The sequence below is a fragment of the Bacillus weihaiensis genome, from assembly GCF_001889165.1.
Taxonomy (GTDB): domain Bacteria; phylum Bacillota; class Bacilli; order Bacillales; family Bacillaceae; genus Metabacillus; species Metabacillus weihaiensis.
Map to the genome: position 1 here is coordinate 1,549,183 of NZ_CP016020.1, position 15,703 is coordinate 1,564,885.

At 35.1% G+C, this 15,703-nt stretch carries 15 protein-coding genes; 13 read left to right on the forward strand and 2 right to left on the reverse strand.

The window, feature by feature from the left end; translation table 11 throughout:
* Positions 1 to 83: 83 nt before the first annotated feature.
* A complete protein-coding gene (locus A9C19_RS07445) occupies positions 84 to 674 on the forward strand; it encodes an ECF transporter S component (RefSeq protein ID WP_072579354.1) in 591 nt (196 codons plus the stop codon).
* A gap of 200 nt (positions 675 to 874) precedes the next feature.
* Here the strand turns inward: A9C19_RS07445 and A9C19_RS07450 are convergent, their stop codons facing one another.
* The gene (locus tag A9C19_RS07450; RefSeq protein WP_072579355.1) at positions 875 to 1,123 is read right to left on the reverse strand and encodes a ferredoxin; all 249 of its coding nucleotides are present in this window, start codon (positions 1,121 to 1,123) and stop codon (positions 875 to 877) included.
* Between the two features lie 256 nt (positions 1,124 to 1,379).
* Between A9C19_RS07450 and A9C19_RS07455 the strand changes: the two genes are divergently transcribed.
* The 10 genes from A9C19_RS07455 (at position 1,380) to A9C19_RS07500 (ending at position 12,330) form a co-directional block, all read left to right on the forward strand.
* A complete protein-coding gene (locus A9C19_RS07455; RefSeq protein ID WP_083584313.1) occupies positions 1,380 to 2,465 on the forward strand; it encodes a YpbB family protein in 1,086 nt (361 codons plus the stop codon).
* Positions 2,462 to 3,952 (forward strand): RecQ family ATP-dependent DNA helicase, encoded by a 1,491-nt coding sequence (locus tag A9C19_RS07460; protein ID WP_072579356.1) that lies wholly within the window; start codon positions 2,462 to 2,464, stop codon positions 3,950 to 3,952. The genes A9C19_RS07455 and A9C19_RS07460 overlap by 4 nt, the downstream gene beginning before the upstream one ends.
* Before the next feature lie 3 nt (positions 3,953 to 3,955).
* Entirely contained in the window at positions 3,956 to 4,555 is a 600-nt protein-coding gene (locus tag A9C19_RS07465; RefSeq protein ID WP_072579357.1) for a CPBP family intramembrane glutamic endopeptidase, read from the forward strand.
* Positions 4,545 to 5,216, forward strand: coding sequence for a LysM peptidoglycan-binding domain-containing protein (locus A9C19_RS07470; protein WP_072579358.1), 672 nt, complete (start codon positions 4,545 to 4,547; stop codon positions 5,214 to 5,216). The genes A9C19_RS07465 and A9C19_RS07470 overlap by 11 nt, the downstream gene beginning before the upstream one ends.
* A 279-nt stretch (positions 5,217 to 5,495) precedes the next feature.
* The gene (locus A9C19_RS07475; protein ID WP_072579359.1) at positions 5,496 to 5,963 is read left to right on the forward strand and encodes a DUF2663 family protein; all 468 of its coding nucleotides are present in this window, start codon (positions 5,496 to 5,498) and stop codon (positions 5,961 to 5,963) included.
* Positions 5,964 to 6,439: 476 nt separating this feature from the next.
* On the forward strand, positions 6,440 to 7,213 hold the full coding sequence (locus tag A9C19_RS07480) for a metallophosphoesterase (protein WP_083584314.1): 774 nt from the start codon (positions 6,440 to 6,442) through the stop codon (positions 7,211 to 7,213).
* Between the two features lie 130 nt (positions 7,214 to 7,343).
* Positions 7,344 to 8,264: a MerR family transcriptional regulator gene (locus A9C19_RS07485; protein ID WP_072579360.1), complete on the forward strand. Its 921-nt coding sequence runs from the start codon at positions 7,344 to 7,346 to the stop codon at positions 8,262 to 8,264.
* A gap of 278 nt (positions 8,265 to 8,542) precedes the next feature.
* Positions 8,543 to 9,127, forward strand: a complete 585-nt coding sequence (locus tag A9C19_RS07490; RefSeq protein ID WP_072579361.1) for a genetic competence negative regulator — start codon at positions 8,543 to 8,545, stop codon at positions 9,125 to 9,127.
* Between the two features lie 702 nt (positions 9,128 to 9,829).
* Positions 9,830 to 11,101, forward strand: coding sequence for a Glu/Leu/Phe/Val family dehydrogenase (locus A9C19_RS07495; protein WP_072579362.1), 1,272 nt, complete (start codon positions 9,830 to 9,832; stop codon positions 11,099 to 11,101).
* A gap of 254 nt (positions 11,102 to 11,355) precedes the next feature.
* Positions 11,356 to 12,330 (forward strand): YpdA family putative bacillithiol disulfide reductase, encoded by a 975-nt coding sequence (locus A9C19_RS07500; protein WP_072579363.1) that lies wholly within the window; start codon positions 11,356 to 11,358, stop codon positions 12,328 to 12,330.
* Positions 12,331 to 12,432: 102 nt separating this feature from the next.
* On the opposite strand, the gene A9C19_RS07505 is transcribed toward A9C19_RS07500, so the two are convergent.
* Positions 12,433 to 13,404 (reverse strand): asparaginase, encoded by a 972-nt coding sequence (locus tag A9C19_RS07505; protein ID WP_072579364.1) that lies wholly within the window; start codon positions 13,402 to 13,404, stop codon positions 12,433 to 12,435.
* Positions 13,405 to 13,553: 149 nt separating this feature from the next.
* On the opposite strand from A9C19_RS07505, the gene prsW reads away from it, so the two are divergent.
* Positions 13,554 to 14,216 (forward strand): glutamic-type intramembrane protease PrsW, encoded by a 663-nt coding sequence (prsW, locus tag A9C19_RS07510; RefSeq protein ID WP_072579365.1) that lies wholly within the window; start codon positions 13,554 to 13,556, stop codon positions 14,214 to 14,216.
* A gap of 271 nt (positions 14,217 to 14,487) precedes the next feature.
* Positions 14,488 to 15,702 carry a spore cortex-lytic enzyme gene (gene sleB, locus A9C19_RS07515; protein WP_083584483.1) on the forward strand — a complete coding sequence of 405 codons (1,215 nt, stop codon included), beginning with the start codon at positions 14,488 to 14,490 and terminating at the stop codon, positions 15,700 to 15,702.
* Position 15,703 lies beyond the last annotated feature (1 nt).

A 15,703-nucleotide genomic window follows, 5' to 3' on the forward strand; every position in this document is an offset into this window, starting at 1 on the left:
GTGTATACAATGGTTTTTGGGGCTTATTTAAGTTTGAGAACTTTCTCTTTTTCAAGGTGCGATCAGAAAAGGAGAGAAAAGAAATGCAACAAAGTAAAGTAAGAAAAAATGTAACAGTGGGAATGTTAAGTAGTATAGCTTATTTATTATTGATGTTTGATTTCCCATTTCCTGGCCTTCCTAATTTTCTTCAAATCGATTTTAGTGATGTACCTGCACTCATTGCAGCAATTGTTTTTGGACCAATTGCTGGTATAGCCGTAGAGGGAATAAAAAATATCCTTCATTATTTGCTTCAAGGTAATGCTACTGGTGTACCAATTGGTGAATTATCAAACTTTATAGCAGGGGTATTATTTATTTTACCGGCATCCTTCTTGTATCGCCGTAAAAAAACAATAAAAAGCTTACTTTTAGGATTAGGTTTAGGTACTGTCATTATGACAGTCATCATGAGTATCTTAAATTATTTTGTTATTATGCCAGCCTACACACTCTTTTTAAATATGCCAGCTATGTCAGCTGAAGCTACGAAACAATTCGTTGTCGCTGCTATTTTGCCATTTAATATGATTAAGGGAATTCTTATTACATTATTATTAATTGCAGTTATGTCAAAAATTAATACTTGGTTAATCAATCAAATGGCATTGAATTACAAGCATCAAGCATAAAAAATGCTTGAGCTATGCTCATTTTTATAAATAAAAGAAAGGCGCCACCCAAAAGAGCAGGGCGGCGCCTTTCAATGCGCAGATACGAGACTAAGTAAAAATTCTACGAACATTTATTATGAATCTTACCTAAACAACAGCATGTTTAATCAAATGAACAATAGCCACCCTTTTATAGGTGGCTATTGTTCAACTAAATCCTATTCAAATTTCAACGCGTCACCGTCAAATTTTTCGTCAGAGATTTTGATTGAGTCTGTAGGGCAACCTTCGAAAGCATCCATCATGTCTTCTTCTAATGCATCAGGAACTTCTACAACCCCTTGGTTATCGTCTAATGTTACAAATGCGATACCTTCATCATCATAATCATAAATATCTGGTGCAGCTGCACCACAAGCTCCACATGCAATACATGTGTCCTTGTCAACAATCGTGTATTTAGCCATTTAATAAACCTCCTGAATGTATAATACCATAACATCATATGGTAGAAATGGTCAATTGAGTGAATCCTATCTAAAAGATTACATCCTCTAATTCTTTGCCTAATTAGTATTGTAAATCGGTTCTTAGGACATTTCAACAAAAAAATCTATTGAGAATGCTTATCACATAAGGTTTTACACAACTTTTTAGAAGCTTCAAATAAAAAATGTAACCAGAATTCATAAATTTGTTAGAATAAAAAGAGGCAATCGAATATTGTCAAACAATGTAGGTGATATAATGAAAATAAACTATTTCCATGTGCTGTTGCTTTATTGTTTAAAACAATTTAAGGGAGAAAGATCTACCTCTGCTATTTATCATTTACTTAAAGGAAAGAAATCTTCCCAAACCATACAAGATGGTAAACTTTTTAAGGTTAGTCACTTATTCGGACTTTATCCAAGGTTAGAACACACTGTAACTAAAAGTATTTGGGATCAAATGATAAAAGAAGATCTTATTATGCAAGTACCCGAAAAACACTATGTATTAACCGATAAAGCAGAAATTATACTGGAACATGTACTAAAGGATAATCCAATCCCACCTCATTTAAATGGATGGAAGTATGGGGATGTTGGAAGACTTTTTTGGAGGAGACTTTCTTTATTAGTACAAGTTGTATCGAACTTTACTTATAACAGAAGAGACTACTTGCCGTTGACCAAGAATGAGGTAGATCTACATTGGGTTAAATTTTTACTTAGAACCTTAAGGGAAAGTAAAAGTGAACTTAATGACAAGCTTTATAAGGAAATGAGTACGGTACTAAGTAATGTCAGTGAGCAGGAAGCGATGATTTTTGTTTGGAAATTAACATCAAGCAAAAGGATAGGATTAACATATGAACAAATTGCAAGCAAACTTACTCTGGATGAAGAATACGTATACCTATGCTTCTGGAATGTCATTCACCAGATAATTGATAAACACCAGGAAGAGCATGGCAGCTATCCTTTTTTACATTCCATCATTCAAGAAGAATTTAAAGACAATGTGCTAACCTCTTCTTCTAATAGAACGAAATCCTTCTTAATGGAAGGGAAGAGTATAACTGAAATAGCAGCGATCCGAAATTTAAAGGTAAGTACCATTGAAGATCATATCGTTGAAATTACGTTACATGATCAGCAATTTAGTCCAACTGATTTTATTACTGATGAAGATTTCACGATCATTTCTGCTACAATCAATCAACTTAACACTCATCAATTAAAAAAAGTAAGGGAAGAGCTAAACAATCAATATACCTACTTTGAAATTAGACTTGCATTTGCATTAATTGGGAGGGGAAGATGAGAGAAAGGTTAAAGCAGGTACTTCAATCAAAATTTAAATTAAAGAATTTTAGAGAAGGGCAAGAAGATATTATTAAAGAAGTGTTAGCTGGCTCTGATATTTTGGCCATGCTACCTACGGGTGGCGGTAAGTCGCTTTGCTATCAACTACCTGCTTATTTAATGGATGGTCCAATACTAATTGTATCTCCATTACTTTCGTTAATGGAAGATCAGGTAGAGCAGATTAAGCAAAGAGGGGAAAAGAGTGTCGTTGCTTTGAATAGTACCATGACGTTTCAGCAAAGAAAATATGCTCTAGAAAATCTTGGGAAATTCAAGTATATATACGCTTCGCCGGAAATCTTACGAATGGAAGCGGTAATTGTCGCTTTGCAAAGTGCCGGAATTTCTCTTTTTGTCGTCGATGAAGCCCATTGTATTTCTCAGTGGGGACACGACTTTCGCCCTGATTATTCGAAATTAGGTACGTTAAAAAATAAGCTAAATAATCCACCATGCCTTGCTTTGACAGCAACGGCAACAAGAGAGGTTATAAGGGATATTGTACATATTCTGCATTTTCCAGAAGGATATAAAGAGTTTATTTACTCAATCAATAGGCCGAATATTGCTTTGTCAGTTGAAAAATACTCTTCCTCTGACGAGAAAATAGCTAGATTAATTCATTTAGCTAGAGAATTAAAAGGACCTGGAATTATTTATTGCTCAAGTAGGCTCTGGACGGAAAGGATAGCTCATCAATTAAAGGCTTCAGGAATACATGATGTTGGCTTTTATCATGGTGGCATGGAGCAGGAACAAAGAATTCTTATCCAGCAGCAATTTTTATACAATCAGTTAAAGATAGTTTGTTGTACGAATGCTTTTGGCATGGGGGTTAATAAACAAAATATTCGGTATGTAATCCATTTTCACTTCCCATCCCAATTAGAATCTTATATGCAGGAAATAGGAAGATCTGGAAGGGATGGTTTACCTAGTATTGCGATAACACTGCTTACGGATGCAGATTATGAAATACCTAAGTCATTAGTGGAATCAGAATTTCCAAGCTATGATAAATTAACGAAAACCATTTATTATCTTCAAGAGAATAATCAAAAAGATGTATCGAATGAAAATATTATGCAATATATTGGTCTAAATGAAATCCAACTAAGGTATATTCAGAAATTCCTTACAGAAAAGGTCGAGCCAGAAACACTAATTTCATCTATCTGGGAAGAGATTCAGACGAGGGTACAGATTAAATATAAGAAATTGAATGCAATGACATTCTGGATTTCAACGAAACAATGTAGAAGAATGGAGATTCTCCAGTATTTTAATGAAAAGCTTGAATGGAAGGCAAAACCGAAGAATTGTTGTGATTATTGTGGAATACATTATGAAGATTATCTTGGAGAATCCCTAAAAAAAGAATTTGAAATAAAATTAAGCTGGAGAGCTGAACTAGATGATATTTTTGGTAGGGTGAGTGATTAACATTTGTTTAAAAAGCAAAATGAATTAATTAAACAGCTAACGGATAAACAAATTATTCAAAATCTTTATATGACACAGCTTTTACTTTTAGCTATTGCAGTTGGGTTAAGTTTTTTATTATTTGATCGATTTCACGAATTTCTTATCCTTTTTAATGCTCCCTTCCAACAAGCTTTAAAATGGGGAGTTGGTCTGGCGATTATTGTCCTTATCATTGATTACCTTATTTTTAAAGGGGTACCAGAGAAATATGTGGATGATGGTGGTATTAATGAAAAGATTTTTAGCACAAGGTCCATTTTGCATATATTTATTTTAACAGCTATTATTGCCTTTTCAGAAGAATTATTATTCAGAGGAATTTTACAAACCCACTTTGGCTTAGTGACTGCAAGTATCATTTTTGCTATTCTCCATTTTCGATATTTGTCAAAATGGGTGCTTTTTACTATGGTAGTTACAATTAGCTTCTTTATCGGAATCGTATATGAAATAACAGGGAATTTAGTAGCAACAATGATTGCACACTTTTTAATTGATTTTATCTCTGCTCTACAAATTAGAATGAATACCATAAAAGGGGGAAATTCAAATGAAGGATAATCTCTCTGACCAAGCAGAAAATTTACGAACGAAGATGATTGATGAGTATAAGGATCAACATGGGGATTACCCTCCTCGAGGTGAGGTGCACAAAAAGAAAGAAAAAAAATCTAAATTTAAATTGAAATACCCTGTTATCAGTTTATTAGCCTTATTATTCACTTTAGTTCCTATCTTCATTTTTTCCATTCATTTGTATTATAGCGGGAATAATGGATTGAATGGAAATAGTGAAAAAGACAGTAATGAATATGTATACATTAAAAAGCAAGGTAATACAAGTGAATCCAAAGTAAGTAAGGAACCAAAGGAAGAGGCTGAAAAGAGTAGTAAGGAAGAGTCCAATCAACATCCTGATGAAAATCCTGAAAAAGAAACGAAGCAAGAGGAATCAATTGATGTGGCTGCTAATACAGAAGAATTAACTGATGTTAGTAGTAATGAGTCTGTTATCACCACACCACCGAAACAAGAAAGTACTAACCAACAAGAAGAGTATGCTGATATCATTACCCACAAGGTTGGTGCAGGAGAAACACTGTTTAGAATTGCAATAAAGTATTATAATAGTCGAAATGGTGAAGAAATTATTCGGCAGTATAATGGCTTAAATGGTAACGAAATATACGAAGGCCAAATATTAAAAATCCCTATTAAATAATCATTTAAAACCAGCATATGAGGAAGTGGAAAACCTTCTATATATGCTGGTTTTTTTACATAAGGGGAATGAAATTTAATTTTCTAGTTTGAAATAACCATGATAATAAATACATAATAAAGTGGACAACTTCATACATATGTAGAATAAGAGGACTAAAGAAGGTAGTGACTTTGCATATAACCCGACGGATCAAAGGGCTAGCAATTATTGCTACTACGAACTAAGTTCAACTATACTAGGTCGGGACGAAGTAGGATTATGTATGTATGAAGGGGTGTGAGGAAAATAGAGCCTTTTATTCAACAGTTAAATTACCATACTGACTTGCCAACAAAAAAAATGCTAAATAATTTGGTCGATCGAAAAAGAAAATTTGACGGCTATAAAGATAAATGTTTTAAAGCTCAGCTTTTCACATTCACCATTTTAATTGGTTTTCTTGTTTATCTATACGTATATATAATTCAACCATCTGGAGGTCGAATTGAATTTGTGATAAGCTCAATTTTCGATGGGGAATTACATCTTTTCATTGTATTACTCATTGTGGCCGGTTACGCAACAGCTAAGTATTATAAAAAGAAAGAAGATAAAGCAGAAAAGGAATTTCATGCCTTAAGATGTGAAGTTATTAGTAAGAGCTCTGAGTTATGGCCGCAGCCTACTAGGTGGGAGAAACGCCATGATGTTTTTGCTATGATGAAGAATGAATACGATATTAATTTGTTCCACGAAAGTAAATAAATTGAATAAAGCAAAAGTGTGGGTGTTTAGCAATGATAGATCAATTGTTGCTTGCTATGAAACCCTTTGGACGCTATGCTTTTCTTTAAAAAGGAGAGTAGCGTTTTTTTCTTGTTTACCTGAGTGTATAGGTAAATGATGACTCTAGTTTTATACACATTAAATATCTGTATTGACTAAGCGTAGAGTCTTGATCCAAAATAAGAATGGGAAAAATTCATACGTATAGTGTTTAGCTACAGGTGCCTTGGGCAATTTATTGTTAAGGGCTATACCATGCAGCATTTGTGGATAAGAGCATTAACATCAAGCTTCAGCTACTTGAAGTCAATGCCACTTAGAATTGAAGGCAAAGAACACCTTCTATTCTAAGTGATCTTATTGTCCCAGGCTGACCAAGGCGTCCCTTGCAAATTTGTTCTATAATAACAATTATTCATTGTCCGTAATGCAATGGAATCTTAGAGGTGTATCGCATGGAAATTGGTGGAATGGTAATAGTTGTATTAATTGCCGGTGCCGTTGGTCTCTTGGTGAGAATGGCGACAAACGCACAAAAAAATGAATTGAAATTCAATTCTATAACACTTTCTTCTTTGCCAAGTTCATTTGATGGGTTAACGATCTTTTTTATTTCAGATATTCACAAAAGAGAAGTGTCAAATACTCTGCTGGAAAAAATACCTTCAACAGTTGATTTCGTATTAATTGGAGGAGATTTAGCGGAATCTAAAGTGCCGTTAAATAGAATTGAAGATAATTTAAAAAAACTTAAAAGACTCGCACCAACATACTTTGTTTATGGTAACAATGATTATGAGGTCGGGAAAGAGAGCCTTGAGAGTCTATTTAGAAAAGTAGGGATACTCCCTCTTAATAATCATACAGCAAGAATTGAATCGGAGCTTGGCGAAAATATATACATTATTGGAGTAGAAGACTTTACGTTAGGAAATGCAAACTTAGAGAAGGCATTAAAAGAATGCCCAAGGGATGGATTTAAAATCCTCTTAAGTCATAATCCTGATATATACGATCAAATACATAATGAAAATGAAATTTCTTTGATAGTAAGTGGACATACGCATGGAGGGCAAATTCGTTTCTTTGGAATAGGGCCGTATAAAAAGGGAGGCTTATTTGTTCGAAAAAAGGCTATAATACTAATAAGCAACGGTTATGGTACGACTTTATTACCTTTAAGGTTAGGGGCGCCCGCAGAAGCCCATATTATTGAATTACGTAAATGAATGCGGAATTTAATACATTAAATGAAGCCATGCTATTATACAGCATGGCTATGCGTATGTTATACAAAGTTTACACAAGTAAAACTATTCGGTATAATTTTTATATAGAGTTTTGTTATGGGGGATATATATGTCTAATCAAGAAGGTAAATATAATATAAAAGCTGTTTCTAAGATGCTCGGAATCCAAGCGGGGACCTTGAGAGCATGGGAACGTCGATATAATATGATTGCACCAATTCGAAATGAATCCGGTCATCGCCTCTATTCAGAAGAGCATATTAAAATCTTAAAATGGCTCTTAAATAAGGTCAATAAAGGTTTTACAATTAGTCAAGCAGTAAATTTATTAGAAACGAACCAAGTTTCTTATAATGAGAACAAGGATTTCCCACTGAAAGAAGAGGAGCAAGACAGATCTGTTGATTTAATGGACGAGCTTTTACATGCTTTACTTTCCTTTGATGAGAATGAAGCTCATGAATTATTGAATCGTGCATTTAGTTTATATTCAGTAGATAAAGTGGTAATTGAAATTCTAGGAAATTTACTGGTGAAGATTGGTGATTTATGGGAAGTAGGGAAAATCACTTCTGCACATGAGCACTTTGCTTCTTCATTTTTACGTTCGCGAATCGGCATGATTTTGCATACTTTACCTGTAGATGGTTTATTACCTAAAGTAGTTGCAGTTTGTGGACCAGAGGAATCACATGAACTGGGTCTCTTGATTTTTACTTTATTTTTAAGGAGAAAAGGTTTCGAGGTCATCTATTTAGGAGCTAGTATTGCAGAAGGTGATATTGATATTGTCTTGGAAGAGGTAAAACCTGAATTTTTATTTTTATCATGTACATTAGTTAGAAACATTCAAAAAACTTTACAGCTAGTGGACCATCTTTCTGAAAAATTCCAGGAGTTAAACATCGGATTAGGTGGAAAAGCATTTACAAAGGTAACTGAAAAGACCTTAGAGGCATATGACAGTTTCATAGTAGGAGAAACTAAAACGGATTGGGATAATTGGTTTAAATATAAATTATCTAAGTGATTGAAAGATGCAGTCGAATAGGTAAATTGACAACGAGCTATTCGATTTCTACGTAAAAAGAGAATGTAAAGCTTATATAGCTTGTATAACTTCTTTAATCCGTGTAAACTGTTAAAAAATCTAGTAAACATAATGAGGTACATTACTCCTAGAATGAAGAATAGAAGATTTTTAAATGATAAATGTACGAAAGAACCATTTTAATTTCTGTGAACCATCTCGTATAAAAATCATACTATGATTGTATATAGAGCGGTCTCAAGGCAGGAGGGTATGGGATGCGGCTAGAACGATTAAATTATGACAAGATTAAAATTTTCTTAACGACAGATGACTTGAAAGATAGAGGTTTGACAAGAGAAGATCTCTGGAAGGATTCGCTAAAAGTTCAGCAATTATTTAGAGATATGATGGACGAAGCTAGCAATGAATTAGGATTTGAGGCACATGGTCCAATAGCGGTCGAAGTATATTCGTTGCATGCTCAAGGAATGGTTGTTATAGTGTCTCATAGTGAAGATACATTTGATACAGATGATGAATACTCAGATGAATATATTGAAATGCAAGTCAAGTTAGATGAAACATTTGAGATTATATACGAATTTGAAAATTTTGAAGATATTATATGTCTATCAAGACACCTGTATAGAAATGATATTCGAGATGGAGTCATTATTTTATATAATGAAAAATATTATTTACTTTTAAACGACGACCAACCGTTTAATATTGATGATCTAGTATCCATTATAGCTGAATATGGAAGTCCATCCACCTTAACTGTTCATAAGCTAAAAGAATATGGGAAGATCATCATGCAGGATAAAGCAATTGAAGAGGTTCATCGATTGTTTAAATAAGTGAAAAACTTGTTGATATGAGTATCTAAGCTCTCAAAAGTGTTTCAGTTAATGAGAAAATCGAACTATCAGGTGATATTCCAATGAAAATCTCCTATCGTTCGGTTTTTATTCTTTATCACTACATGTATTGTTTATGAATACGATTGTTAATCGCTAGTGTAATGGAGCGAAAAGCCACTTGACTCCGGCGGGGAGGTAGAGGAACGGATGAGACCCCACAGACGTAGCCGAGGCGGCTTAAGCTTCCTGCCTAGGAAAAAGCAGTTCATTTTTCCCCGCGGAAAGCAAGTGGATGCAGCGGAATGGAACGTACTGGTTCTTCCACCTCAACATATTATTAAGGAACAGCGTGTCAAACGATAATCGTTTGTTTTTTAAAAACATGATTGAGTTTTGACCCAAGCTCTTTTAATAGTATGTCCAGCCTCTTTCGGTTTAGCTGACTTAAACTCTAGGTTGATGTTTTTTTGTGAAGTATTATAAAAGAAGTATGTAAAATTAATCATCATCACATGATAATGAGAAAGATCCTTTACACGAGCATGAATATAATCCTGATGTAATCGCTTGCAACAGTGCAAAGAAAATCAATCATTTTCGTTTTTTCTTCTTTGCATAACCCATATGAACGTGTATACTATGTCATGAAAGGTGGACATTCTTTCATTTACTGATTAGATTTAGGAGGTTAACTTTTAAATGGTAGCCGAGAAAAACACCGATGCCCATAATGATAAATTAGATGTCTTAAAGTCAACACAAACGGTGATACATAATGCCCTTGATAAGCTAGGGTATCCTGAAGAAGTATATGAATTATTGAAAGAACCTATTAGATTGATGACAGTGAAAATTCCCGTGCGCATGGACGATGGTTCAGTAAAGATTTTTACTGGTTATCGTGCGCAACATAATGATGCTGTGGGCCCTACAAAGGGAGGGATTCGCTTCCATCCTAATGTTACAGAAAAGGAAGTAAAAGCTCTGTCCATTTGGATGAGTTTGAAATGCGGTATTGTTGATCTTCCATACGGTGGAGGTAAAGGTGGTATCGTCTGTGACCCACGTGATATGTCATTTCGTGAGTTAGAAAGATTGAGTCGGGGCTACGTCCGTGCAATTAGCCAAATTGTAGGTCCTACTAAGGATATTCCTGCTCCAGACGTTTTCACAAATTCACAAATAATGGCATGGATGATGGACGAGTATAGCAGAATTGATGAATTTAATTCTCCAGGGTTTATTACCGGTAAACCCCTAGTGCTTGGTGGATCTCATGGAAGAGAGTCTGCAACAGCAAAAGGTGTAACGATCTGTATAAGAGAAGCCGCCAAGAAAAAAGGAATTAATATTGAGGGTGCAAGGGTTGTTGTCCAAGGCTTTGGTAATGCAGGAAGCTACCTTTCAAAATTTATGCATGATGCAGGTGCAAAGATTGTAGGAATATCAGATGCATACGGTGGATTGCATGACCCTAATGGTTTGGATATTGATTATTTACTGGATCGCAGAGATAGCTTTGGAACAGTAACGAAGTTATTCAATGATACGATTACTAATAAAGAGCTTCTTGAATTAGATTGTGATATTCTTGTGCCAGCTGCAATTGAAAATCAAATTACAGAAGAGAATGCAGGTAATATCAGAGCGAGTATTGTCGTAGAAGCTGCGAATGGACCAACGACACTTGAAGCAACACGGATTTTATCGGATAGGGGCATTTTGTTAGTCCCAGACGTGCTTGCTAGTGCCGGTGGTGTAACAGTTTCTTACTTTGAATGGGTTCAAAATAATCAAGGTTATTACTGGACAGAAGAAGAAGTAGAAGAAAAACTAGAGCGTGTAATGGTTAAATCCTTTAATAATATTTATGAAACGAGTCAAAATCGTCGGGTTGATATGAGACTTGCAGCCTACATGGTTGGTGTTCGTAAAATGGCTGAGGCTTCACGATTTAGAGGTTGGATCTAAACGATATTATTTGCAACGTACAAAAAAATCTCCTATCATTAATGATAGGAGATTTTTTTTGGTAAGGTGAATGTATTTTCCAATCTTATCTCGTTGAAATTCTGTAAAGTTAAGAAAGAATTGAACTAAGCTAAGGTGAAATTGGAGCTGTGTGTTTATCGTAGGAATAGGCTAGATCGTACACGCTGCTCTTTTAACAGGAAAAAATATATATGTCGTTCAATTGGAGATCAAAATACAGGAGTTGGAAAAGTGTGAAAAAGGAAAATATCATCATAGTGGGTGGAGGTCCTTGTGGACTTTCAGCAGCGATAGAGTTAGAAAAAACAGGGGAAAAACCTCTTGTCATTGAAAAAGGGAACATAGTAAATGCCATCTATCATTATCCAACTCATCAGACATTTTTTAGCTCGAGTGAAAAACTTGAAATAGGTGGAGTACCTTTTATCACTGAGAATAGAAAACCATATCGTAACCAAGCGTTGGCATATTATCGCGATGTAGTAAAAAGAAAGCATATTCGAATAAATGCTTATGAAAAAGTAGGCAAAGTCGAAAAAAAAGCGAATGGGAAATTTGTTGTTTTTACAGATAAGGATACGTATGAGGCAAAGTATATTGTGATAGCAACTGGATATTATGACCATCCGAATTATATGAATGTACCTGGAGAGGAATTGCCGAAGGTGTTTCATTATTTCAAAGAAGGTCATCCTTTTTTTAATAAGGATGTCTTAGTAGTCGGTGGGAAAAACTCTAGTGTAGATGCTGCATTAGAACTAGTTAATGCAGGAGCGAGAGTAACTGTCGTATATCGTGGCTCTGAGTATTCTCAAAGCATAAAACCATGGATATTACCTGAATTTGAATCATTAGTCCGTAATGGTGTTATTAAAATGGAATTTGAAGCAACTATTCAGGAAATAACAAAGGATTCAGTTGTATATGAAGTAAAGGATGTAAGAAAAACGATTCCTAATGATTTCGTTTTTGCAATGACTGGATACCATCCAGATCATCAATTTCTAAAAAAAATGGGCGTTGAAATTGATGAAGTAACAGGAAGACCAAAATATCACCAAGAGACAATGGAAACAAATGTCGCTGGGATATACATTGCAGGAGTTATTGCAGCTGGGAATAATGCAAATGAAATCTTTATAGAAAATGGACGATTCCACGGTGAGCTAATAGTTGAATCTATTCGTTCTAAATTAAGTAGAGAATAAATCTAATCTGTTGATGAATGGTATTTAATATGTTCCTTAGGAAAAGAGTCAGGTAGGTTGACCTGTTATTACCTTGAGTTAATACCTAGCCTGACCTAATTTTTACATCGAAAAAATAGCTTCTAAATCATGATGGTTCTGTGTTGTTTCTAATGCTAACATCAGCTTGATTCTAGCCTTTTGACCGTTCAAACCATTACTAAAGATAAGGCCAAGCTCCTTTAATTTTCGCCCTCCACCTTCATAGCCATATACATCTTGAACAATCCCATTAAAGCAACGTGAGACGAGGACAATTGGAATGCTATTTTGTGTGATTTTTTCAATAGCTGGTAGCATAAGCGGTGGTATATTGCCTTGTCCTAATGCTTCTATAACGAGTCCGTCCATTTTAGTAGTTAGTAAAGCGTCTAATAGTTGACTATCCATCCCTGCATATGCCTTAATTAAATAGACATTTTTCGTTAAACTCTTAACCTGTAAAGGAGCATTAATTACTGGATTGTGATGGAAGAACACGCCTCCTTTATTCACGATACCTATAGGTCCATATTGTGGACTTTGAAAAGTAGCCAGGTTACTTGTATGAGTTTTTGTAACATTTTTAGCCGTGTGAATTTCATCATTCATTACAACCAAGACACCTTTATTTCTTGCAGAATCTGATGTAGCGACCTTTAAGGAAGATAATAAATTATATAATCCATCTGATCCTAATTCATTGCTGGATCGCATAGCACCTGTTAAAACAACTGGGATATCAATGTCTAACGTAGTATCAAGAAAAAAGGCGGTTTCCTCTAAAGTATCTGTACCATGTGTAATTACGATACCATTTAAATCGTAGGTGTTGATAGTCCGTTCTATGAAATCTTTTATGTATAACATATTGTCTGGTGTAATATGAGGTGAGGGTAAATGGAAAATTTCTTCCGTAATAAGGTTTACATTAGGAATTTGCTTAATGTAATCTACTAAAGGGTTTCTTTCTCCTGGTCTTACCTCTCCTGAATCATCTTCGTGCATAGAAATTGTTCCACCAGTATGTAAGAGAAGAACATTTTTTGTTGGCATCTTTCTACCTCCTTAAGAAAAAAGAAAATCAATGTGACATTTTCAATTTTACGATATCATGATACGATAATGAAAGAAAAATCTCCATGAAAATGGATTACTTTACGTATTGACTAACTTACATAGTTAAATAGAAAAGAGGCCTGTGAATGATTGCAATTATTTCTGCGGGCATCGCCCCAGGTCTTGCATTATTAAGTTACTTTTATTTAAAGGATCAATATGAGTCCGAGCCATTTTATCTTGTATTCCGATCGTTTATTTTCGGGGCACTTTTAGTATTTCCGATCATGTTCATACAATATGTACTAGAGGTTGAAATGGTCTTCAACTCTGATTTTCTTTATACGTTTGTAGCCGTAGGATTACTAGAAGAATTTTTTAAATGGTTTATCCTTTTTTTTACGATCTACCAGCATGTACAATTCGATGAGCATTATGACGGAATCGTTTATGGTGTTTCAGTGTCATTAGGGTTTGCAACGTTAGAAAATATTCTTTATTTATTTGCTAATGGAGTGGAGTATGCTATTGGTCGTGCTATTCTACCTGTTTCAAGTCATGCATTATTTGGGGTAATTATGGGCTATTACCTAGGGAAAGGGAAGTTTTCACAAGGTGAAAGTCGAAAAAAATGGATATTTCTTTCGTGGTCGCTTCCAATTTTATTACATTCCATCTATGATTCAATTCTACTGACCTATTTAAATTGGAGATACATCATGTTACCGTTTATGTTATTTTTGTGGTGGTTCGCATTACATAAAGCAAAAAAAGCGAAACAAAAACTGACTGAAACAATGCTACCTTAGGGTAGTTTTTTTTGTTTCTTTTAATCAATGAGCTCATAGTGTTCTATCGTTATATTCTGACGGTGTAAAAGAAAAGTCGAACCTAACAGGTAAAGCCTTTCAAAGAATGATTTTTAATTTTTTTGAATTGTATATATTTTGATTGTCATCCAATCAAAATGGTGTGAATTGAATTGTTATGAATAAAATGCCAAAGTCTACAAAAAATACGTTTAAGCAATTACATCTACTTTAGGGAGGCAGCAAGATGAAAAACATGCGCATAGTGTTGATGGTTGCAGTTGTGACTTTAACCACTGTCACCTTTCAATTTTTTTCTAGTAGTATTCCTGAGGCACATGCTTTTTCTGATCAGGTTATTCAAAGAGGTGCAACGGGTGGTGATGTTATTGAGTTACAGGCGAGATTACAATATAACGGCTATTACCATGGGACTATTGATGGTGTATATGGATGGAGTACGTATTGGGCAGTGAAAAACTTTCAACAGATGTTCGGATTAGAAGAAGTTGACGGTTTAGTTGGGCAAAAAACTAAAGACATGTTAAGTAGGTCAACAAATTTCTATAAGGATTTTGTCTACGAACAAATTAATAAAGGTAGAAAGTTTACCCACTATGGTGGTGTACCGTTGAGCATACAATCAGCCCCTTCGGAAGCTCAAATCCAACAAGCAAGAAAGGCAGCTGAGCAAAGAAAACAAAAACAGGAACAACAATATGTTGCTCAAAATGAGCAGCAAGCAAAGCAGCAAGAGCAAGCAAAGCAGCAGGAGCAAGCAAAGCAGCAAGAGCAAGCAAAGCAGCAAGAGCAAGCAAAGCAGCAAGAGCAAGCAAAGCAGCAGGAGCAAGCAAATCAGCAGGAGCAAGCAAAGCAACAGGAGCAAGCAAATCAGCAGGAGCAAGCAAATCAGCAGGAGCAAGCAAATCAGCAGGAGCAAGCAAACCAACAAGAGCAAGCAAACCAGCAGGAGCAAGCAAATCAACAGGAGCAAGCAAACCAGCAAGAGCAAGCAAACCAACAGAATCAACAAACAGAACAACCAAACAATTCGGATAATGAAACGAACGAGCAAGCTAATGCAAATCAAAATCAAAAAGAAACGACAGCAGTGAATATCCCAAGTGGTTTTTCTCAAAATGACATTAAATTAATGTCAAATGCAGTATATGGGGAAGCAAGGGGAGAGCCATATGTTGGACAAGTTGCCGTTGCTGCAGTGATTCTAAACCGAGTTAATAGCTCTACGTTTCCAAATACCGTTTCAGGAGTTATTTTTGAGCCTAGAGCCTTTACTGCCGTTGCTGATGGACAAATATGGTTAACACCTAATGATAAAGCAAAAAAAGCAGTAATGGATGCATTGAATGGATTTGATCCGACAGAAGGAGCAGTATACTACTTTAATCCTAATACTGCTACTAGCTCTTGGATTTGGGGTAGGCCACAAATTAAACGTATCGGAAAGCATATTTTCTGTGAATAGA